A 21,441-nucleotide genomic window follows, 5' to 3' on the forward strand; every position below is an offset into this window, starting at 1 on the left:
CGCTGTAGGAAGTTTCCACAGTTAAACAATTCTTCATGCGGCGGTGGCGTTGCGAGTCTGGGCTGCGTTGCGCAAGGCCGCGATGACCGAGGGCTCCAGACGTCCTTCGGCAATTTTGATGTCACGCAGCAGGCAATCCACCACATCCACCAGCACGCGCTTGTCCATCAATTGGGCGCGGTCGACGTCACGCTCGACCACGATGGCGCCAGCAGGATTCTTAACGGTTACCAGGCACTCGTCCTGCACACCAGAGGTGGTCAGCGTAACCTGATAAGGGCTCAGTGCTTCTTCGAGCAATAGGCTGATACTTTCCATCTCGATCACCACTCAATAGTTCGGGAACAATCGTTTCAACGGGAGCTGCATCTATCCTAAGTGACTGTTTGTGACGTAGGAAAGTTCGCTTTATCGTCTTTATGGGGCCGTCAGGGGGTGACGGATTCCAGCATGCGCTTGCAACATGACAACGAAAAAACGGTCGCACATAAGTGCTTACGCAATGGGCGGCTGTTTTGGGGTTTCCGGGCGTTGAGGCCCAAGGTGAATCCTATACTCGGTGGGCGCTGATCACTTTGTCTTGCAGGCAGGAGCGCATGTCAAAAGGCCCTTATTGCGAAGGATAAATACGATGCTGGAACACGATAAAGAGCAAGCTGCGCTAGAGAAGATTCACGCCGACATATCACGCATTTATGCGGAGCAACGCAAACTCACTGCCGAGACCCACAAGATAACCCGTGAGAATTTCTGGTATCCATTGGGTGTCGTCATGGCCATGTTTACGGCGTTCAGCACTGTCTTGGCTATCGTACAGAAACTACTCACATAGCCGCGTATACCAAGCGGGGCCTGCCAGAAACGAAAAACGCCGCTGCCCCAGGAAGGGAAAGCGGCGTTTTTGTCTACGCGGTGAGCCTTACAACGGCTTACCCCGGTTGCCATGCTGGCTCACAAACGCTTGCACAGCCTTCAGGTCATTGGCCAGCACGGTGCAACGCTCTTCACGCTCGAACAGGTCAGCCAGGTGCACCGGCAACTCCAGCGCCTTGCCAACACCGGCCTTCTCCACCGCTTCCGGGAATTTCACCGGATGGGCGGTGCCCAGGATGACCATCGGGATATCCAGGCTGCGACGGCAGTCGCGGGCGGCCTTCACGCCGATGGCGGTGTGAGGGTCGAGCAGCTCGCCGGTCTGGGCATAGACTTCAGCGATGGTTTCGCAGGTCTGCGCGTCGTCCACGGCCAGGGAGTCGAACAGCTTGCGGGTTTCGGTCCAGCGCTCTTCATCCACGCTGAAACCGCCGCCGCTCTTGAAGGAGTCCATCAAGCCGGCAATCGCCGCACCGTTGCGACCGTGCATGTCGAACAGCAGGCGTTCGAAGTTCGACGAGACCATGATGTCCATGGACGGCGACAGGGTCGCGTGCAGGGTTTCCTTGACGTACTGGTTGCCGCTCATGAAGCGGTGCAGGATGTCGTTGCGGTTGGTGGCGACGATCAATTGGTTGATCGGCAGGCCCATGTTGCGCGCCAGGTAACCGGCGAAGATATCGCCGAAGTTACCGGTCGGCACCGAGAACGACACCGAACGCGCCGGGCCGCCCAACTGCAGGGAAGCGTGGAAGTAGTAGACGATCTGGGCCATGATCCGCGCCCAGTTGATCGAGTTCACCGCCACAAGGCGCGTGCCTTTGAGGAAACTCTGGTCAGCGAAGCTGTTCTTGACCATTTCCTGGCAGTCATCGAAGTTGCCTTCGATGGCAATGTTATGGATGTTCTCGCCAAAGATGGTGGTCATCTGGCGGCGCTGCACTTCCGACACACGCTTGTGCGGGTGCAGGATGAAGATGTCGACGTTTTCGCAGTGCTTGCAACCTTCGATGGCCGCCGAACCGGTATCACCGGAGGTGGCACCGATGATCACCACGCGCTCGCCGCGCTTCTCCAGCACATAATCCAGCAGGCGACCCAGCAGTTGCAGGGCGAAGTCCTTGAACGCCAGGGTCGGGCCGTGGAACAGCTCCAGCACCCATTCGTTGCCGTTCAGTTGGCGCAGCGGTGCGATGGCGTTGTGGGAAAACACGCCGTAGGTTTCTTCCAGAATCTTTTTAAAGTCCGCATCCGGAATGCTGCCGGTGACGAACGGGCGCATCACCCGGAAGGCCAGTTCGTGGTACGGCAGGCCGGCCCAGGAAGCGATCTCTTCCTGGGTGAAGCGTGGCAGGTTTTCCGGCACGTACAGGCCGCCGTCCGTGGCAAGGCCTGCCAGCAGGACGTCTTCGAAATTCAGGGCCGGTGCCTGGCCGCGGGTACTGATATAACGCATGACTGGCTCCTCTAGAGCATTCTTGAACAAGGGCCGCCGAACTTGCGGGGCTCTTGCCGCAAAACCATTAGTTCAGGTGTTCGACGCGAATCCGTACCACCGGGCCAACCACGCCTTGCAGGGCTTCCAGGGCAGCGATGGCATCGTTGATGTGCTGCTCGAGCACGCGGTGGGTCAGCAGGATCATCGGCACCTGGCCGTTTTGCTCCTCGACTTCCTTCTGCATGATCGACTCGATGTTGATACCGCGCTCGGACAGGATGCTCGCCACCTGGGCCAATACGCCCGGGTGATCCTGGGCCTGGATGCGCAGGTAGTAGGCGCTTTCGCAGGCTTCGATCGGCAGGATCGGGTGGGCCGACAGCGAGTCCGGCTGGAACGCCAGGTGTGGCACGCGGTTTTCCGGGTCGCTGGTCATCGCACGCACCACGTCCACCAGGTCGGCGATCACCGACGAAGCGGTTGGCTCCATGCCGGCACCGGCGCCGTAGAACAACGTGGAACCGGCGGCGTCACCGTTGACCATCACCGCGTTCATCACGCCATTGACGTTGGCGATCAGGCGGTCGGCCGGGATCAGCGTCGGGTGCACTCGCAGTTCGATACCGGCCGGCGTGCTGCGCGCCACGCCCAGGTGCTTGATGCGGTAGCCCAGGGCTTCGGCGTAGTTCACATCGGCGGTGGTCAGCTTGGTGATGCCTTCGGTGTACGCCTTGTCGAACTGCAGCGGGATACCAAAGGCGATGGATGCCAGGATGGTCAGCTTGTGCGCGGCGTCGATACCTTCAACGTCGAAGGTCGGGTCGGCTTCGGCGTAACCCAGGGCCTGGGCCTCGGCGAGAACGTCTTCGAAGGTGCGGCCCTTCTCGCGCATTTCGGTGAGGATGAAGTTGCCGGTGCCGTTGATGATGCCGGCCACCCAGTTGATGCGGTTGGCGGACAGGCCTTCACGGATCGCCTTGATCACCGGAATGCCACCAGCCACCGCAGCCTCGAACGCCACGATCACGCCCTTCTCACGCGCCTTGGCGAAGATCTCGTTGCCGTGCACGGCGATCAGCGCCTTGTTGGCAGTGACCACGTGCTTGCCGTTCTCGATGGCCTTGAGCACCAGCTCGCGGGCAACGGTGTAGCCGCCCACCAGTTCGATCACGATATCGATTTCAGGGTTGGTGGCCACGGCGAAGACATCGTTGGTAATCGCAATACCGGTCGTTTCGAACTGAGGCTTTGGCGAACGCGTGGCAATTTGTGCCACTTCAATCCCACGCCCTGCACGGCGGGAAATTTCTTCAGCGTTACGCTGAAGTACGTTGAAGGTGCCGCCACCGACGGTCCCTAACCCACAGATGCCTACTTTGACCGGTTTCACTGAAGAACTCCCCATGAAACGGCCGACGCGAGGTCGGCCGTGGAAAACAGCCGCACGACTGCGGCTTTCAATTAATGACCTGTCGACTTATCCACAGGCCATGATCGCCAAAGGTTCGACGATGCTGGTTTATTTGGCACTCAGCGCCAGTTTCGCAACTTGTGGTGCCGGCTGATAGCCCGGAATCACTTGGCCGTCAGCCAAAACGATGGCCGGTGTGCCGTTGACGCCGATGGACTGGCCCAAGGCGAACTGCTTGGAGACCGGGTTGGCGCATTTGGCAGCCTTGATTTCCTTGCCGTCGACCATCTTGTCCATGGCCGCTTTTTTGTCGGCCGAGCACCATACGGCTTGCAGCTGTTCGTCACCCGGCGAACCCAGGCCCTGGCGCGGGAACGCCACGTAGCGAACTTCCACGCCCAGTTTGTTCAGCGCAGGCACTTCGGCGTGCAGCTTGTGGCAGTACGGGCAGGTGGTGTCGGTGAACACGGTGATGTGGGTCTTGGTCTCGCCGATGGCTGGGTACACCACGGTCTCGGCCACTGGAATGCCATTGATCAGCTTGGAAACACCCAGGCGTTCGGCTTTTTCAGTCAGGTTGACCGGCTTGCCGTCCTTCAACTGGAACAGGTAGCCCTGGACGATGTACTGGCCATCGGCACTGGCATACAGCACGCGGCTGCCCTTGAGCTTGACTTCGTACAGGCCGGCCATCGGGCTGGCGCTGATGCTCTCGATCGGGGTGTCGAGCTGCAGGTTGGCCAAGCTCTTGCGGATGGTCTGCTCGGCGGCGTCATCGGCGAAGGCAAAGGTGGAAACCAACGCAATGGCTGCGGCGGCAATAATCTGGGTCAAGCGCATGGGAACTCCTGAAGGCAGATGCAGGGACGGGCAGTAACACTGCTTGGAAACACGGGTCTGGGTCGTCCCCTTTGCTAACCGGCAAAGCCTACCACAGTTGGGCCGCAGGGCAGCCCGTGGCCGGATAAATTGGACGTTTTCAGCCTCGCGGGTGGTGCTTGGCGTGCATATCCTGCAAACGCGCGCGCGCCACGTGGGTGTAGATCTGGGTGGTGGACAAATCGCTGTGGCCGAGCAGCATCTGCACCACACGCAAATCCGCACCGTGGTTGAGCAAATGCGTGGCGAATGCATGGCGCAGCGTGTGCGGCGACAGCGCCTTGCCGATCCCGGCGACCTTGGCCTGGTGCTTGATGCGGTGCCAGAAGGTCTGGCGAGTCATCTGTTCGCCACGCAAGCTGGGGAACAGCACATCGCTGGGCCGTCCACCGAGCAGTTCGCTACGGGCATCGCGCATATAGCGCTCGACCCACACAATCGCCTCCTCGCCCATCGGCACCAGTCGCTCCTTGCTGCCTTTGCCCATCACCCGCAACACGCCCTGGCGCAGGTTGACTTGCTCCAGGGTCAGGCTGATCAGCTCGGTCACCCGCAGGCCACAGGCGTAGAGCACTTCGAGCATGGCGCGGTCGCGCTGACCGATGGCTTCGCTGAGGTCGGGGGCGGCGAGCAAGGCCTCCACGTCGGCTTCCGACAGGGATTTGGGCAACGGCCTACCAAGTTGTGGCATATCGACTTGCAGGGTGGGGTCGAGGGCGATCAGCTTTTCCCGCAGCAGATAGCGATAAAAACCACGCACGCCGGAGAGGAATCGCGCTGTGGAGCGTGGCTTGTAGTTCTGCTCCAGGCGCCAGGCCAAGTGGTCGAGAATCAGCTCGCGGCCGGCGTTGATCAGCTCGAGGTTTTTCTCCTGCAACCAACCATTGAACAGCGCAAGGTCGCTGCGGTAGGCCTGGCGGGTGTTGTCAGAGAGGCCTTTTTCCAGCCACAGGGCGTCGAGGAAACGGTCGATCAATGGATGGTCAATGGCAGGCATGGGGGTTCGCACTTGGAAAAGGTGTTGTCAGCGACATCCTATCGCGGGCAAGCCTCCTCCCACAGAGGAATGCGTTCCAAATGTGGGAGAGGGCTTGCCCCCGATGGCCGCGACTCGATCTGAATCAGTCTACAAACCCAGGCAACACCGGCACCGGACGCTTGTCTGCGTCAATGGCCACAAAACTGAACACGCCCTGGATCGCCTTCTCGCGACCATCGGCACTCATGCTTTCGACGAACACTTCCACCTCGACCTTGAGGCTGGTGTTGCCGACCTTGATCACACGGCCGATCAGCTCGACGATGGAGCCCGCCGGGATGGCGTGATTGAAATCGATACGGTCGGTGGAAACCGTGACCAGTGGAAGACGGCAGAAACGAGTGGCCGTGATGAACGACACTTCATCCATCCACGCCAAGGCGGTGCCACCGAACAAGGTGTTGTGGTGGTTGGTGGTCGGCGGAAACACAGCCTTGGTCACGTGGGTGACGGACAGGTGGGTGCGGCGCTGGATTTCTTCAAGGCGGGTAGTCATGGACAAATACCGGGGAGTGGACAAATTTCAGGCACAAAAAAGCAGCCCGTAGGCTGCTTTTTTCTGCATCGGAAAGCTGGACTTAAGCCAGTTTTTCCTTGATGCGAGCTGCTTTACCGGACAGGTCACGCAGGTAGTACAGCTTGGCTTTACGTACGTCACCGCGACGCTTGACGGCCATGCTGTCGATTTGCGGGCTGTAGGTCTGGAAAGTACGCTCTACGCCAACACCGTTGGAGATTTTACGAACAGTGAAAGCACTGTTCACACCACGGTTACGCTTGGCGATTACCACGCCTTCGAACGCTTGCAGACGCGAACGGTCGCCTTCCTTCACTTTCACCTGAACGACAATGGTGTCGCCCGGGGCAAAGGTAGGGATCTCTTTGGTCATCTGCTCTGCTTCGAGTGCAAGGATGATTTTGTTAGTCATGCTGTGCTCCTAAGGTAAGTCAATGGACCTACCATCGATACGTTGTTAACTATCGTCCCGCGCGAGGATGTATTCCTCGAGCAGCTTCTTCTCTTCTCCAGAAAGCGAGCGGCTTTCCAGAAGATCGGCGCGTCGTTCATAGGTCCGACCAAGGGACTGCTGTAAACGCCAACGCCGGATGTGTGCGTGATTGCCACTTAGCAATACGTCGGGAACACGCTGATCCGCATACACCTCCGGTCGGGTGTAGTGCGGGCAATCCAGCAAACCATCCGTGAAGGAATCTTCCTCCGCGGAGTCCGCATGCCCTAAAGCTCCAGGCAGCAGTCGTGTAACCGCATCTATCAGGACCATCGCCGGCAGCTCGCCGCCAGACAGGACATAGTCCCCAATCGACCACTCTTCATCGACATGAGCTTCAATAAAACGCTCGTCAATGCCTTCATAGCGACCGGCAATCAGGATCAGTGCTTCCTCATTCGCCAGTTCGCGGACCCCAGCCTGTTTCAGCTGACGGCCTTGAGGGGACAGGTAAATCACCTTCGCCTTCTCCCCGGCTGCGGCCTTGGCCTGAACCAACGCGTCTTCCAGGGGCTTGATCTTCATCACCATGCCCGGGCCACCGCCAAATGGGCGATCGTCCACAGTGTGATGTCGATCCGTCGTGTAGTCTCGCGGGTTCCAACAGGTAAGCTGCAACAGCCCCTGTTTCACCGCCCGACTGGTGATGCCGTACTCGCTGATGGCGGAAAACATCTCGGGAAACAAACTGATCACTTCAATGCGCAAATTAGCCACGCTTAGAAGTCCGCGTCCCATTCCACCTTCATCTCGCCCGCTGCCAGGTCGACGGCCAACACGCATTGCTCGGTATACGGCAACAGGCGTTCGCGATCATCCAGGCTGCCAGCGCAAGGCTTGACCACCATTACATCATTGGCGCCGGTTTCCAGAAGATGATCGATTTTCCCGAACAGTTGCCCGAGTTGATCAATAACCTTCAGACCTTCCAGCTGGTACCAGTAGTACTCGCCGTCGGTCAATTCAGGGAACAGGTTGCGCGGCACGCAGATCTCATAACCGGCCAGAAGACGAGCTTCTTCACGATCATCAAGACCCTTGAGCTTTGCGACCAGGAACTTGTCGCTCCCGCGTCCACTGACCAGCTCGACCTGTTTCACACTACCCTCGCGCTTGAGCGTCCAGGTTTTGTACTGCAACAGGTTTTCAGTCGGATCAGTAAAGGAATACACCTTCACTTCGCCGCGAACGCCATGAACCGAATAAATCTTGCCGATAACGATCAAATCATCAGCAACAGCTGGCGTCGCGTTCATATTGCTCAGGCTGCGGCCTTAGCCGAGTCCTTCAACAGTTTTGCAACGCGCTCGGATGGCTGTGCACCCACGCTCAGCCAGTAGGCTACGCGCTCTTGGTTCACGGACAGACGAACTTCTTGACCACGAGCAACAGGGTTGAAGAAACCAACCTGTTCCTTGTGCGAACCGTCGCGCGGGTTGCGGCTGTCGGTTACGGTCAAGTGGTAAAACGGGCGCTTTTTGGAGCCGCCAAGGGCAAGACGGATTGTTAGCATGTGAACATCGTTCCTGTAGTCGGTGCTGCAAATCTAAATGCACAGCGGGCATAGGTGCCCGAAAGGCCGCATATTCTAAGGAATATCCGGACTTTTGCAAATGTCTTTTTCCGGCGCCTATCAGCGTGCCATTCAGATCTGCTATAGAGCCGTCGGTTAAAACGGCGAGTCAGCGCCCGCCAACGGCGGGTTTGCTGGAGATCCCACATCCCTGTGGGTCGGAGCAGGAGCTGGGCTCCCGCTCGAATACTTTACATTTTCGGCATGCCACCGCCGGGCAACATACCGCCCATGCCGCGCATCATCTTGGCCATACCGCCCTTGGCGGAGAATTTCTTCATCATCTTCTGCATCTGCTTGTGCTGCTTGATCAAGCGACCGATATCCTGCACCTGGGTGCCGGAGCCCATGGCGATCCGACGCTTGCGCGAACCGCTGATCAGCTCAGGGTCGCGGCGCTCGGCCGGGGTCATGGAGTTGATGATGGCTTCCATCTGCTTGAACTGCTTCTCTGCCGCGCCCTGGGCATTGCCCATCTGCGCCAGGTTCACACCACCGATGTTCGGCAGCTTGTCCATCAGGCCGCCGAGGCCGCCCATGTTCTTCATCTGTTGCAGCTGGTCGCGGAAGTCTTCGAGGTCGAAGCCCTTGCCCTTCTTCAGCTTCTTGGCCAGCTTGTCGGCCTTGTCCTTGTCGAGGGTGGCTTCGGCCTGTTCGATCAGGCTGAGCACGTCCCCCATGCCGAGGATACGCGAGGCGATACGCTCAGGATGGAACGGTTCGAGCGCTTCGCTCTTCTCGCCCATACCGATGAACTTGATTGGCTTGCCGGTGATGGCACGTACCGACAGCGCGGCACCGCCACGGGCATCACCGTCGACCTTGGTCAGGATCACGCCGGTCAGCGGCAATGCGTCGCCGAAGGCCTTGGCGGTGTTGGCCGCATCCTGGCCGGTCATGGCGTCGACCACGAACAGCGTCTCGACCGGGTTGATCGCGGCATGCAGCGCCTTGATCTCGCCCATCATCTCTTCGTCGATGTGCAGGCGACCGGCGGTATCGACGATGACCACGTCGATGAACTTGAGCTTGGCTTCTTTAATGGCGGCGTTGGCGATGTCGACCGGCTTCTGGCTCAGGTCGGACGGGAAGAAGGTCACCCCCACTTCGCCCGCGAGCATTTCCAACTGCTTGATAGCCGCCGGACGGTACACGTCGGCCGACACCACCATCACGGACTTTTTCTTGCGCTCTTTAAGGAAGCGCGCCAGCTTGCCGGCGGTGGTGGTCTTACCCGCGCCTTGCAGACCCGCCATCAAGACAACGGCCGGCGGCACGGCGCTGAGGTTCAAGTCTTCGTTGGCCGCGCCCATCAGGCTTTCGAGTTCGGCCTGGACGATCTTCACGAACGCCTGGCCCGGGGTCAGGCTGCGGGACACTTCGGTGCCCACCGCGCGCTCTTTGACCGAGTTGACGAAGTCCTTCACCACCGGCAAGGCCACGTCGGCTTCCAGCAACGCCATGCGCACTTCACGCAGGGTGTCTTTAATATTGTCCTCGGTCAGCTTGGCCTTGCCGGTTACGTGGCGCAGCGTCTGCGAGAGACGGTCAGTCAGATTTTCAAACATGCGCGATCCTTTCAGGCCCTATTCATAGACCGAGGTAATGGCGGCCCAGGCTGTGGTAAATCGCTATTAAAAACAGCGCTCGGCGAGCCTGCGGCGTGGGCAGGTCGCGGATTATAGCGAAGACTGCGTCCATGCACACCCGCTGTCTGGCCCGGGAGTCTTTCGTGTTGCGCGGGGGTATGCCAAACTCAGCGCCTTTCGGGCTTGCCTAACAGGATTTATGCTCCCTTTGTCACCCAGTTTGCTACCCAGCCTCGCCGCCGCCATCTTGTACGCCGCTGCGACCGTCTATCAGGGCACTCGTCTGGCCCAGGGCACCAAGGCGGACAAACGCCTGTTGGTAGGCCTTGGTGTCCTCGCCTTGCTCGCCCATGCGGCGAGCCTGTTCACGCACTTGATGACGCCGGTCGGCCTGGCCCTGGACTTTTTCAGCGCCGCCAGCCTGATCGCCGCAGCCGTTATCGCGCTGACCCTGATGGCCTGCTACCGGATCCCGGTCGAAAACCTGCTGGTGCTGCTCTTCCCGCTGGGCATGCTGACGGTGCTGCTGGCGCAATTCGCGCCCACCGGCACAGTGCCGGTGATCGATGAAGAACCGGGCATTCTCGCGCATATCCTGCTGTCGATCCTGGCCTACGGCATGTTCACCATCGCGGTGTTCCAGGCCCTGCTCCTGCTGCTGCAGGACCACCAGCTCAAGCACAAGCATCCGTCCGGGCTGATCAAGAACTTCCCGCCGCTGCAAACCATGGAAAGCCTGCTGTTCGGCTTCCTGTGGGCCGGCTGGACCCTGCTCTCGCTGTCGCTGATCTCCGGCTGGCTGTTCTTCGAAAACCTGTTCGCTCAGCACCTGGTGCACAAGACCCTGCTGGCGTGCCTGGCCTGGATCGTGTTCAGCGTCCTGCTGTGGGGCCGCAACCGCCTCGGCTGGCGTGGGCACAAGGCGATCCGCTGGACCCTGGCCGGCTTCTGCCTGCTGATGCTGGCCTATTTCGGCAGCAAGCTGGTTCGCGAATACATCCTGCATATCTGACGGGCGGCGATCATGGACAACTTGCCCCTGGAGCCGATGCTCGCGGTAATCGCCCTGCTGGTGTTATGGGCCGCGCTGTTTACCGCCATCGAAGCCGCCCAGCAACATTTGCTGGCCCTGCGCCCCGGTACTCGCCAGGGCGACAAGGCGGCCACTCGCCTGAGCTTTCCGCGCAACAGCCTGATCCTGTGCAACGGCCTGTGTCGCGCCGCCGTGGTCATCCTGTGCACGCTGCTGGCCATTTACGCCTGGGCGCAGAACGGGCCGTGGCTCGGCTGGCTGATCTCCTGCGCGATCCTGCTGATTCTGGCTGACTACCTGCCCCGCGCCCTGGCCACCCGCTACCCGCAAACGGTACTGGGCTTTGGCAATACGCTGCTGGGTGTGCCACTGAAAATCGTCTACCCCCTGGCCTGGCTGCTCAACGCTATCAGCCTGTTGCTGCTGCGCCCGCTTGCGCGCAAGACCGGCGTGGTGAAGAAGAGCGACGAACCGCTGCCTGACCATGATGACGAACCCGAACCCGAGATTGCCGAAGGCCGTACCCCCGGCATGCCTGGCATACATGCCCTGGACAACATCACCGTCAACGACATCCTGGTGCCCCGCAGCGAGGTGGACGGCATCAACCTGGATGACGACATCGAGGAAATCATCGAGCAACTGCGCACCTCCCAGCGTACGCGGCTGCCGGTGTTCCACAGCGACATCAACCAGGTCGAAGCCGTGCTCAACACGCGGCAGATCCAACACCTGCTGCCCGACGCCAGCCTGACCAAAGAGGCATTGCTCGCCGCCTGCCACGAGCCCTACTTCGTCCCGGAAAGCACCCCGCTGCAACTGCAACTGCTGAACTTCCACAAACAGCAGCGTCGCCTGGGCATGGTGGTGGACGAGTACGGCGAAGTACTCGGCATCGTGACCCTGGAAGACATACTCGAAGAAATCGTCGGTGAATTCGAAAGCGAACAGAGTGCGGACAATCCGCATATCGAAGCGCAACCGGATGGCCGCTACATCATCGACGGCGCCGCCTCGATCCGCGAATTGAACAAGAGCCTCAACTGGCACCTGCCCAGCGACGGCCCCAAGACCCTCAATGGCCTGGTGACCGAAGCGCTGGAAACCATTCCCGATTGCGCGGTGTGCCTGAAGATCGGCCGCTACCGCCTGGAAATCCTCGAGACCGAGGACAACCGGGTGAGCAAGGTGCTGATCTGGCATACCAGCCGGATGCCGGTCGCCGCTTAATTCATAATCAAATAATGTGGGAGGGGGCTTGCCCCCGATGGCCGAGTGTCAGTCACCGCATCAAGTGGCTGATACACAGCTATCGGGGGCAAGCCCCCTCCCACATTTTGACTTGTTGTATGTTCAAACCCCTTCCTATAATCGGGACGGCTTACCAGAGCCCCGCCCGACCGCGTGCTACCCGCACTGAACGCGTCCAGGCACCGCCATACCGCGTCTGACCGGTGTTCGCTCCCATCCCGAGCCGCCCCGCGCACAACCCTGATCCATGGGTGTTCGACCAATAATAATCCGCGTCCAAACGCGCAATGACCGTCAGGGATACCACCATGAGCACCACCTACAACGCGGCCGCGCCCGCCGCTGCCCCGACCAACTCGACCGCACGGGTCGCCACGGCGAGCATCGTCGGCACCGCCATCGAGTTCTACGACTTCTATATCTACGCCACGGCTGCTGCGCTGGTGATCGGCCCGGTGTTCTTCCCGCAGACCTCCGGCACCGCGCAGATGCTGGCGTCATTCCTGACCTTTGGTATCGCCTTCATCGCCCGCCCACTAGGCTCGGCGCTATTCGGCCACTTTGGCGACCGTATCGGGCGCAAATCGACGCTGGTGGCCTCGCTGCTGCTGATGGGCGTGTGCACCACGCTGATCGGCTTGCTGCCCGGTTATGACAGCATCGGCGCCTGGGCGCCGATCCTGTTGTGCGTACTGCGTTTCGGCCAGGGCCTGGGCCTGGGCGGCGAATGGGGCGGCGCGGCGCTGTTGGCGACCGAGAATGCGCCCAAGGGCAGACGCGCCTGGTTCGGCATGTTCCCGCAACTCGGCCCTTCGATCGGGTTCCTGGCAGCCAACGGCTTGTTCCTGATCCTGGCCATGAGCCTCAGCGATGAGCAATTCCGCAGCTGGGGCTGGCGCATCCCGTTCATCCTCAGCGCGGCGCTGGTGATGGTGGGCCTGTACGCGCGGCTGAAGCTGCACGAAACGCCGGTGTTCGCCAACGCCGTCGCCAAGGAAGCGCCGGTCAAAGTGCCGTTGGTGGAACTGTTCAGCCAGCATTGGCTGCCGGTGTTGCTGGGCGCTGCGTCAATGGTGGTGTGCTATGCGTTGTTTTACATCACCACTGCATTTTCCCTGAGTTATGGCGTTTCAACCCTGGGTTACAGCCGCGAGACCTTCCTCGGCCTGCTGTGCTTTGCGGTGCTGTTCATGGGCCTGGCGACTCCGCTGGCAGCCCTGGCCAGTGATCGTTACGGACGCAAGCCGGTGCTGATCGTCGGTGCGATTCTGGCGATTCTGTCGGGCTTTACCATGGAGCCATTGCTCACCCACGGTTCGACCTGGGCCGTGGCGCTGTTCCTGGCGCTGGAGCTGTTCCTGATGGGCGTGACGTTCGCACCGATGGGCGCGCTGTTGCCGGAACTGTTTCCGACACGCGTGCGTTATACCGGCGCTTCAGCGGCGTATAACCTGGGGGGAATTGTGGGGGCATCCGCCGCACCATTCTTCGCGACCAAGCTGGTGGCGATGGGTGGGCTGAGTTATGTCGGTGGGTATGTGTCGGCGGCGGCGTTGCTCAGCTTGATTGCTGTGCTGTGCCTGAAAGAGACGCGGGATAATGATTTGAATCGCGTGGGCTGATAGACCGCTATCGGGGGCAAGCCCCCCTCCCACATTTGAATGTATTCACAAATCTAACTCTGTGAACTGGATCAAGTGTGGGAGGGGGCTTGCCCCCGATGCTTTTAGAGCTCTACCACCACTGCCTGGGAAGCACGGGTCGCCTTGGCCCGGGCCGCTTCAATCGACTCATCCCGCGCCAACGCCACGCCCATGCGGCGCTGGCCATTCACTTCCGGCTTGCCGAACAGGCGCAGCGCGGTATCAGGCTCGCTCAACGCGGCGCCCAGGTTGGCGAACGCCGTCTGGGTCGACTGCCCTTCCACCAGGATCACCGCCGAAGCCGAAGGCCCGAACTGACGGATCAACGGGATCGGCAGACCCAGGATCGCACGAGCGTGCAGCGCGAACTGCGACAGGTCCTGGGAAATCAGGGTCACCAAACCGGTGTCATGCGGGCGTGGCGACACTTCGCTGAACCACACCTGATCGCCCTTGATGAACAACTCCACGCCAAACAGGCCACGGCCGCCCAGGGCCTCGGTCACTGCCTTGGCAACGCGCTCGGATTCGGCCAGGGCAATCGGGCTCATGGCCTGTGGCTGCCAGGATTCCTGGTAGTCGCCCTTCTCCTGGCGATGGCCGACTGGCGCGCAGAAGGTGGTGCCGCCGATGTGGCGCACAGTCAGCAGGGTGATTTCGTAGTCGAAGTCGATAAAGCCCTCGATGATCACACGACCTTTACCCGCACGGCCGCCTTCCTGGGCGTAGTCCCAGGCTTTTTGCACGTCGTCGGTGCTGCGCAGCAGGCTCTGGCCCTTGCCCGAGGAACTCATCACCGGCTTGACCACGCACGGGAAGCCCAGGTCCTGCACGGCCTTGCTGTAGTCTTCGAAGGTATCGGCGAAGTGGTACGGCGAGGTCGGCAGGTCAAGCTCTTCGGCGGCCAGGCGGCGGATGCCTTCGCGGTTCATGGTCAGCGAGGTGGCGCGCGCGGTCGGGATTACGGTGAAGCCTTCGGCTTCCAGTTCCACCAAGGTGGCGGTGGCGATGGCTTCGATTTCCGGCACGATGAAGTGCGGTTTTTCCGCCTCGATCACCGCACGCAGGGCGGCGCCGTCGAGCATGTTGATCACGTGGCTACGGTGCGCCACCTGCATGGCCGGCGCGTTGGCGTAGCGATCCACGGCAATCACTTCAACGCCCAGGCGCTGCAGTTCGATTACCACTTCCTTGCCCAGCTCACCGCAGCCACACAGCAAAACGCGGGTCGCGGTTGGCGACAATGGAGTTCCGATTCGGGTCATCTCAGGTCCTCAGGGGAGCGGATCATTGGGAGAAAGGCCGGCATTTTACATGAACTGCAGGAATTGGCCTCAGTTGGCGACGGCCCGCTTGCGGATACGCCAGGCCATGATCAGCCACACCACCGTGACCCCGGCGAACTTCGACACGAGCGCAGTTCCCGCCACCGCCGGGGTAAGCGCGCCGATCAGGCCGAAGAAGATAAAGGTGTCGAGGGGAATGCTCAGCGCCGAACTGATCCACAGGCGGTCGTGCAGCGGACGCTTGGTGATGCTGAACACCAGCCAGTCGATACACTCGGACACTGCGAAGGCCGTGGCGCTGGCCAGGGCAATGGCGGGGTCCGAGGTGACATACGACAGCACCAGCGCCGCCAGCATGGCGATGATTGCGCCATGGCCGAAGCGGGTTTGCACCATGTCGCGCAGGATAAAGACCAGGCCACCCCAGGCGGACCAGATGACATCCAGGTGCGGGGCAGTGGAGAAGGCGAAGTTGATCAGCACGACGCTGCTGATGTAGGCGATCAGGAAGAGCATGGGAGTGGACCTGTGAACAAGGTGCACAGGGTACTTCACATTTTGAAATATGTCGTCTGGGTGGACCCTATCGGGGTGTAGCCCCCTCCCACAGGTGACCGCGTTTAATCTGCAGGAATGCGGTCAAAATGTGGGAGGGGGCTTGCCCCCGATAGCGATCGATCAGTTGCCCGAGTTCTCAGGCATCATCCACACCAACCCACTCGCCACCGCCCGCTCATGACACAGCCCCAGCACCACCCGGCGCTCGGCATTATCCATGCGGCTCCAGCGCGTAATCTCATCCACGGTCCGCTGGCAGCCGGTGCAAATGTCGTCATCGTCCAGCGCACAGATACTCACGCACGGCGACGCAACAGGACGTTCAATCGGGTTCATTCTTCCTGCTCGACCAGATCCCGCGCATAACGCTGCGAGTTATGCACATAGTGCGCGGCGCTGGCTTCGAGCATGCGTTTCTGCGCGTCGGTCAGTTCACGCACCACCTTGCCCGGCGAGCCCATCACCAGCGAACCATCGGGGATTTCCTTGCCTTCACCGATCAGCGAGTTGGCGCCGATGATGCAGTGTTTGCCGATCTTGGCGCCGTTGAGGATCACCGCGTTGATGCCGATCAGGCTGTAATCGTCCACCGTGCAACCGTGCAACATGGCGTTATGGCCGATGGTCACGCCGGTGCCGAGGGTCAGCGGGTAGCCCATGTCGGTGTGCATCACGCTGCCGTCCTGCACGTTGCTGTTCTTGCCGATCAGGATCAGTTCGTTGTCGCCACGCAACACCGCGTTGAACCACACGTTGGCGCCCTCCTCCAGCTTGACCTTGCCCACCAGCGTGGCATTCGGCGCTACCCAGCTCTGTGGATGAGTCTCGACGCGGGCGTCGCCCAGGCGGTATTTCATGGTTTTTCCTCACGGCGTTGCCATTCAAACGATGGCTAGATATTGATGAAGCTCTTGGGCGGTTGATGCAGGCTGATCTTGGCGTCGTCATAGAGCAGATTGATCAGCTCGACAATCATGATCGCCGTCAGCCCCCAGATCTTGTATTCGCCAAACCGATAGCTGGGCACGTACCAACTGCGGCCCTGGTAATCGATCCGGTGGGTATGTTCGCGCGGGTCCTGTCGGAAGAAGTCCAGCGGCACGCTGAAAACTGCAGCAATCTCGGCATCGTTGGCCAGGTATTCGACGTAATCGGGTATGACGCCGACATACGGCGTAACCCGAATGCCATGCAGGGAGATCAAGGGGCTCAATGGGCCGATCACTTCAACCAGCCCGGGCGGCAGGCCGATTTCTTCTTCGGCCTCGCGCAGCGCGGTGAAGATCAGGTCCGGGTCTTCGGGGTCACGGCGTCCACCGGGAAAGGCCACTTCGCCACCATGGGTCGACAGGCCGCTGGCGCGCAGGGTCAGGATCAGCTCAGGTTCGTCACTGCGGGTAATCGGCACCAACACCGCGGCCTCGGGGAAACGCCCGTCGGATTCAAGCGTGTGGGGGGTGTGGTTGCTTACCCGGCGAAGTAGCTCGTCCAGCATGAGTCATCTCGGTCTGTTGGCTACCTTGCATCATGCACCAAAGCTCGCGGGTGCCCAACCCCAAAACCCGCCCGGTGTCGCTAAACGACAACTTGCAGCGCCCTGCCCGTCACGCCAAGATAGACGCACTTTCCAGGAACCCCAGCATGAATTTCTGCAGCCAGTGCGGCAAACCGGTTACCCAACGCATCCCCGAAGGCGACGGCCGCCTGCGCTTTGTGTGTGATCACTGCTCGACCATCCACTACCAGAACCCCAATATCGTCGCCGGCACCGTGCCGGTATGGGGCGATAAAGTGCTGCTGTGCCGCCGCGCCATCGAGCCGCGCCTGGGCTACTGGACCCTGCCCGCCGGCTTCATGGAAAACGGCGAGACCGTGGAACAGGCCGCCATGCGCGAAACCCTGGAAGAAGCCTGCGCCCGCGTGCACAACCTGAGCATCTACACGCTGATCGACGTGCCGCATATCAATCAGGTGCATATCTTTTACCGTGCCGACCTGGTGGACCTGGACTACGCCGCAGGCCCCGAAAGCCTGGAAGTGCAGCTGTTCGACGAAGCCGACATCCCTTGGTCCGAGCTGGCGTTCCGCACGGTCGGGCGTACCCTCGAATACTTTTTCGCTGACCGTCGGCAGCAGGCCTTCCCGGTGCGCAGCGAGGCTGTAGAGCCGCGGGTGTTGCCCGCTCCATGACCAGGGATACCGTTTTAATGCGTTGGTTGCTTGCGCTTATCTGCCTGTCGTTCGCGACCCTTTCATCCGCCTCGACCGTGGAAACCCTGGGCGGCAAGACCGTCGAAAAGGTCCTGGTGCTCAAGTCCGCTCATCAGTTGCAGTTGATCAACGACGGCAAGCCGCTCAAGACCTACCGCATTTCCCTGGGCAAAAACCCCAAGGGCCACAAGCTGATCGAGGGTGACCGCCGCACGCCAGAGGGCCTGTACTGGATCGACTGGCGCAAGACCAGCGACCGCTTCAACCTGGCCATGCACATCTCCTACCCGAATATCAGCGACGCCGCACGCGCGCGCCGCGAAGGCGTGAAACCCGGCAGCATGATCATGATCCACGGCACCCCCGATACCGAGGAATACCCGGAGCAGTGGTTCCACACCCTGGACTGGACCGACGGCTGCATCGGCATGCGCAACGTGGATATGCGTGAAGTCTGGAACCTGGTCAAGGACGGCACACTGATCGAGATTCGTCCGTAATCTCGTACCGTTCGTAAAATAATTCGAAAAAAATTCCCACCCCACCCTGCGCCCGCCGGTGAATACCAGTTCATCCCCGCGGGCTGCGCCGTTCTGCGCGCGATAAAGACCTCTCTAATACCACTTGATACCACGCCCCATTGCAGGCCCCTTAAACCAGTGAACGCACTGTTTTGACTGCATTGACATGGTATTTAAGTGGTATTAATTTCCGGCCAATACCGGGCGACAACACTCCAATAACCGCATCGGAAACCTGACAGATGAATCCCATCCTGGCCCTGCGCCCCGACGACAAACAATCCACGCCGCTGTACCTGCAACTGGCACGCAAACTGGAAGCAGCGATCCATGCCGGCCAGTGGACCTCCGAACAGGCCCTGCCCTCGGAACGCGTACTCAGCGAACAACTGAGCATTTCGCGAGTCACCGCTCGCAAGGCGCTGGAAGTGTTGTTTGCCCAAGGGCTGATCCGCCGCAACCAGGGCTCAGGCACCTACATTTCGCCACGTTTGGAACAGCCGCTGTCGCGCCTGTCGGGGTTCAGCGAAATGCTGCGGCTCAAGGGCTTTGTGCCCAGCTCCCAGTGGCTCGAGCGTGAACTGACCCAGCCGACCCACGAAGAGATGATCCGCCTGGGCCTGTCGCCCGCCGACAAAGTGGCACGCCTCAAGCGCTTGCGTAAGGCGGATGACACGGTGATGGCGATTGAAATGACCACCCTGCCCGCCTCGGTGCTGCCGCAGCCCCAAGCCATCGGTCATTCGCTGTACGAATACCTGGAAGGTATCGGCAAACCGGTGGTGCGTGCCCTGCAGCATATCCAGGCGATCAACGCCTCCGACGAGTTCGCCAAGCTGGTCGGCATTGCCCCCAGCACCGCCATGCTGCTGATGACTCGGGTCGGCTACACCGCCGACAACACCCCCATTGAAATCACCGACACCTACTGCCGCAACGACTACTACGACTTCGTCGCAGAACTGCGCCGCCATGACTACTCCGCTGAACTGCGACTCTAGAGAACTGCCCATGTCCGAAGACAACATCCTCACGCCCAACGGCTGGATTCGCGGCCGCCTGGTGCACGAGCACGGCAAAGTGATCGCCATCGAAGGCGCCCCCTGCGACCCGGCTGACAACGACCGGCCCTACCTGCTGCCAGGTTTTATCGACCTGCACGTCCACGGCGGTGGTGGCAAAGACATCATGCAAGGCGCTGAAGCCTTCGAGACCATCACCCGCACCCATGTGCGTTTTGGCACGACATCGCTATTGGCCACGACCATGACTGCACCGGTGGATGAAATTTCCAGCGTACTCGGCCAACTCGGCACCTTCTGCGAACAGCGTCCGACGGGCAGCGCCCGTGTACTGGGTGTACACCTGGAAGGTCCCTACATCAATCCGGGAAAACTCGGCGCCCAACCCAACTTCGCTCACACCGCGTTGATGGCCGAGGTGGAAGCCTACCTGCGCCTGGCACCGATCCGCGTGATCACCATCGCTCCGGAGATCGCCGGGCATGACGGCTTGATCCGCGCCCTCAGCGAACGCGGCGTGCGCATGCAGATCGGCCACACCCTGGGCAGCTATGAAGAAGGCGTCGCCGCCCTTGCTGCCGGCGCCACCAGCTTCACCCATTTGTACAACGCCATGAGCCCGCTGCATCACCGCGAGCCAGGCATCGTCGGCGCCGCACTGGCCCACGCCAAGTACGCCGAATTGATCCCGGATTTGCTGCACGTGCACCCCGGCGCCATGCGCGTGGCTTTGCGCTCGATCCCGTGCCTGTACTGCGTCACCGACTCCACCGCCGCCGCCGGCATGCCCGACGGTGAATACAAGCTGGGCAGCCACACCGTGACCAAATGCCTGGGCGGCGTGCGCCTGGCCGACGGCACCCTGGCCGGCAGCACGCTGACCATGGACCAGGCGCTGCGCAACCTGGTGAAGATCGGCCTGCCCATCAGCGAAGCCTCACAACGCCTGTCGCAATTTCCTGCGGACTACCTGGGCCTGGAAGAACGCGGCCGCCTGCAACCCGGCAGCTTCGCCGACTGCGTACGCCTGGACCGCACCCTGACACTCACCGACGTAATGGTCGAAGGAGAAACCATTGACTTCAAAAATGCTTGAAGAGGCCCTGGCCTCCTGCGACGCCGTCGCCGCCCAACTGCAACGCCTGGACCCGACGCTGGAAGAAGTCGCCGGCCGCCTGCGCCGCCAGCCGCCGCAAGTGGCGATGACCATCGCCCGGGGTAGCTCCGACCACGCGGCCAGCTACTTCGCCTACCTGGCCATGCAACACGTGGGCATTCCGGTGGCGTCGCTGCCGATGTCGGTGGTGACCCTGCTGCAAGCGCCGATGAAAGTCAGCGGCCAAGTGGCGTTCGGTTTCTCTCAGTCGGGCCAGAGCCCGGACTTGGTCAACAGCCTGCGCCTGCTGCGCAAACGCGGCGCCCTGAGCATTTCGCTGGTCAACGCCGAAGACTCGCCGCTGGAAGCCGCCTGTGAATTCCATGTGCCGCTGTGCGCCGGGCCGGAGCAAAGCGTCGCCGCCACCAAAAGTTTTATCGCCACCCTGAGTGCCAGCGCGCAGTTGATCGGCCACTGGAACCAGGAAGCCGATTTGCTCCAAGCCTGTCGCGCCTTGCCGGACGAACTGCGTGCCGCCGCCAAGCAGGACTGGACGGTCGCCATCGACGCCCTGCGCGACTGCCATCAACTGATGGTGATTGGTCGAGGCGCCGGTTTTGCCATCGCTCAGGAAGCCGCGCTCAAGCTCAAGGAAACCTCGGCGATCCAGGCCGAAGCCTTCAGCAGCGCCGAAGTGCGCCACGGCCCGATGGCCTTGATTGGCGATAACTACCCCCTGCTGGTGTTCGCCCCGCGTGGCGCCGAGCAGGCGGGCCTGTTGAGCCTGGCCGCCGATATGCGCCAACGCGGTGCCCGCGTGTTGCTGGCCGCGCCGGACGACATCGCCGAGCGCGACCTGACCCTGACCCGCGCCGAACACCCGAGTTTGGACCCGATCCTGGCCATCCAAAGCTTTTACGTCATGGCCGCTGGCCTGGCTGAAGCCCGGGGCATGGACCCGGACCAGCCGCGTCACCTGAGCAAAGTTACCCGCACTCACTGAGTGGC

At 61.0% G+C, this 21,441-nt stretch carries 25 protein-coding genes; 9 read left to right on the forward strand and 16 right to left on the reverse strand.

Going from position 1 to position 21,441, the window contains the following annotated elements; genetic code table 11:
- Positions 1–33: 33 nt before the first annotated feature.
- Entirely contained in the window at positions 34–318 is a 285-nt protein-coding gene (locus tag ACZ445_RS24595) for a DUF3509 domain-containing protein (RefSeq protein WP_058423321.1), read from the reverse strand.
- 313 nt (positions 319–631) lie between these two features.
- Here ACZ445_RS24595 and ACZ445_RS24600 point away from each other — a divergent pair, with 313 nt between their 5' ends.
- Complete coding sequence (locus ACZ445_RS24600) at positions 632–832, forward strand: hypothetical protein (protein ID WP_043205840.1); 201 nt, start codon at positions 632–634, stop codon at positions 830–832.
- 87 nt (positions 833–919) lie between these two features.
- Here ACZ445_RS24600 and thrC read toward each other — a convergent pair whose 3' ends face one another.
- From thrC to ffh, 10 genes are all read right to left on the reverse strand, one after another.
- Entirely contained in the window at positions 920–2,329 is a 1,410-nt protein-coding gene (gene thrC / locus ACZ445_RS24605) for a threonine synthase (protein WP_058423322.1), read from the reverse strand.
- A gap of 67 nt (positions 2,330–2,396) precedes the next feature.
- Positions 2,397–3,701: a homoserine dehydrogenase gene (locus ACZ445_RS24610; protein ID WP_010207988.1), complete on the reverse strand. Its 1,305-nt coding sequence runs from the start codon at positions 3,699–3,701 to the stop codon at positions 2,397–2,399.
- A gap of 129 nt (positions 3,702–3,830) precedes the next feature.
- Positions 3,831–4,562: a thioredoxin fold domain-containing protein gene (locus tag ACZ445_RS24615; protein ID WP_010207987.1), complete on the reverse strand. Its 732-nt coding sequence runs from the start codon at positions 4,560–4,562 to the stop codon at positions 3,831–3,833.
- 139 nt (positions 4,563–4,701) lie between these two features.
- Positions 4,702–5,598, reverse strand: coding sequence for a site-specific tyrosine recombinase XerD (xerD, locus tag ACZ445_RS24620; RefSeq protein WP_058423323.1), 897 nt, complete (start codon positions 5,596–5,598; stop codon positions 4,702–4,704).
- Between the two features lie 124 nt (positions 5,599–5,722).
- Positions 5,723–6,136 (reverse strand): acyl-CoA thioesterase, encoded by a 414-nt coding sequence (locus ACZ445_RS24625; RefSeq protein WP_058423324.1) that lies wholly within the window; start codon positions 6,134–6,136, stop codon positions 5,723–5,725.
- An 82-nt stretch (positions 6,137–6,218) separates the two neighbouring features.
- Positions 6,219–6,569, reverse strand: a complete 351-nt coding sequence (gene rplS / locus ACZ445_RS24630; RefSeq protein ID WP_003175895.1) for a 50S ribosomal protein L19 — start codon at positions 6,567–6,569, stop codon at positions 6,219–6,221.
- Positions 6,570–6,614: 45 nt separating this feature from the next.
- Positions 6,615–7,388, reverse strand: a complete 774-nt coding sequence (gene trmD, locus ACZ445_RS24635; RefSeq protein ID WP_016977714.1) for a tRNA (guanosine(37)-N1)-methyltransferase TrmD — start codon at positions 7,386–7,388, stop codon at positions 6,615–6,617.
- A complete protein-coding gene (gene rimM, locus ACZ445_RS24640) occupies positions 7,370–7,906 on the reverse strand; it encodes a ribosome maturation factor RimM (protein WP_053135622.1) in 537 nt (178 codons plus the stop codon). The genes trmD and rimM overlap by 19 nt, the downstream gene beginning before the upstream one ends.
- 5 nt (positions 7,907–7,911) lie before the next feature.
- Positions 7,912–8,163, reverse strand: coding sequence for a 30S ribosomal protein S16 (gene rpsP / locus ACZ445_RS24645; protein ID WP_003175899.1), 252 nt, complete (start codon positions 8,161–8,163; stop codon positions 7,912–7,914).
- 251 nt (positions 8,164–8,414) lie between these two features.
- Positions 8,415–9,791 carry a signal recognition particle protein gene (gene ffh / locus ACZ445_RS24650; protein WP_003193965.1) on the reverse strand — a complete coding sequence of 459 codons (1,377 nt, stop codon included), beginning with the start codon at positions 9,789–9,791 and terminating at the stop codon, positions 8,415–8,417.
- A 220-nt stretch (positions 9,792–10,011) separates the two neighbouring features.
- On the opposite strand from ffh, the gene ACZ445_RS24655 reads away from it, so the two are divergent.
- The 3 genes from ACZ445_RS24655 to ACZ445_RS24665 all read left to right on the forward strand — a co-directional run bounded on the left by ACZ445_RS24655 (position 10,012) and on the right by ACZ445_RS24665 (position 13,718).
- The gene (locus ACZ445_RS24655; RefSeq protein WP_071489286.1) at positions 10,012–10,824 is read left to right on the forward strand and encodes a cytochrome C assembly family protein; all 813 of its coding nucleotides are present in this window, start codon (positions 10,012–10,014) and stop codon (positions 10,822–10,824) included.
- A 12-nt stretch (positions 10,825–10,836) separates the two neighbouring features.
- Positions 10,837–12,075: a transporter associated domain-containing protein gene (locus ACZ445_RS24660; protein WP_179040731.1), complete on the forward strand. Its 1,239-nt coding sequence runs from the start codon at positions 10,837–10,839 to the stop codon at positions 12,073–12,075.
- Between the two features lie 329 nt (positions 12,076–12,404).
- Entirely contained in the window at positions 12,405–13,718 is a 1,314-nt protein-coding gene (locus ACZ445_RS24665; RefSeq protein WP_179030436.1) for an MFS transporter, read from the forward strand.
- Positions 13,719–13,822: 104 nt separating this feature from the next.
- Here ACZ445_RS24665 and purT read toward each other — a convergent pair whose 3' ends face one another.
- The 5 genes from purT to ACZ445_RS24690 all read right to left on the reverse strand — a co-directional run bounded on the left by purT (position 13,823) and on the right by ACZ445_RS24690 (position 17,078).
- Entirely contained in the window at positions 13,823–15,004 is a 1,182-nt protein-coding gene (gene purT, locus ACZ445_RS24670) for a formate-dependent phosphoribosylglycinamide formyltransferase (RefSeq protein ID WP_019817237.1), read from the reverse strand.
- 69 nt (positions 15,005–15,073) lie between these two features.
- On the reverse strand, positions 15,074–15,541 hold the full coding sequence (locus ACZ445_RS24675; protein ID WP_015885703.1) for a VUT family protein: 468 nt from the start codon (positions 15,539–15,541) through the stop codon (positions 15,074–15,076).
- A gap of 162 nt (positions 15,542–15,703) precedes the next feature.
- Positions 15,704–15,919, reverse strand: coding sequence for a DUF1289 domain-containing protein (locus ACZ445_RS24680; protein WP_179028731.1), 216 nt, complete (start codon positions 15,917–15,919; stop codon positions 15,704–15,706).
- Complete coding sequence (locus ACZ445_RS24685) at positions 15,916–16,440, reverse strand: gamma carbonic anhydrase family protein (protein ID WP_010207972.1); 525 nt, start codon at positions 16,438–16,440, stop codon at positions 15,916–15,918. The genes ACZ445_RS24680 and ACZ445_RS24685 overlap by 4 nt, the downstream gene beginning before the upstream one ends.
- Before the next feature lie 35 nt (positions 16,441–16,475).
- On the reverse strand, positions 16,476–17,078 hold the full coding sequence (locus ACZ445_RS24690) for a CoA pyrophosphatase (protein ID WP_058423329.1): 603 nt from the start codon (positions 17,076–17,078) through the stop codon (positions 16,476–16,478).
- Between the two features lie 146 nt (positions 17,079–17,224).
- Here ACZ445_RS24690 and ACZ445_RS24695 point away from each other — a divergent pair, with 146 nt between their 5' ends.
- The 5 genes from ACZ445_RS24695 (at position 17,225) to ACZ445_RS24715 (ending at position 21,436) form a co-directional block, all read left to right on the forward strand.
- Positions 17,225–17,773: an NUDIX hydrolase gene (locus ACZ445_RS24695; RefSeq protein WP_058423330.1), complete on the forward strand. Its 549-nt coding sequence runs from the start codon at positions 17,225–17,227 to the stop codon at positions 17,771–17,773.
- Between the two features lie 17 nt (positions 17,774–17,790).
- Positions 17,791–18,294 carry a L,D-transpeptidase family protein gene (locus tag ACZ445_RS24700; protein ID WP_179028730.1) on the forward strand — a complete coding sequence of 168 codons (504 nt, stop codon included), beginning with the start codon at positions 17,791–17,793 and terminating at the stop codon, positions 18,292–18,294.
- A gap of 263 nt (positions 18,295–18,557) precedes the next feature.
- Positions 18,558–19,316, forward strand: a complete 759-nt coding sequence (locus ACZ445_RS24705; RefSeq protein WP_310863633.1) for a GntR family transcriptional regulator — start codon at positions 18,558–18,560, stop codon at positions 19,314–19,316.
- 10 nt (positions 19,317–19,326) lie between these two features.
- Positions 19,327–20,433, forward strand: coding sequence for an N-acetylglucosamine-6-phosphate deacetylase (nagA, locus tag ACZ445_RS24710; protein WP_058423333.1), 1,107 nt, complete (start codon positions 19,327–19,329; stop codon positions 20,431–20,433).
- Positions 20,414–21,436, forward strand: a complete 1,023-nt coding sequence (locus tag ACZ445_RS24715) for an SIS domain-containing protein (protein ID WP_179028729.1) — start codon at positions 20,414–20,416, stop codon at positions 21,434–21,436. Before nagA ends, ACZ445_RS24715 begins: the two co-directional genes overlap by 20 nt.
- Positions 21,437–21,441 lie beyond the last annotated feature (5 nt).

It is taken from the genome of Pseudomonas allii, from assembly GCF_055380095.1.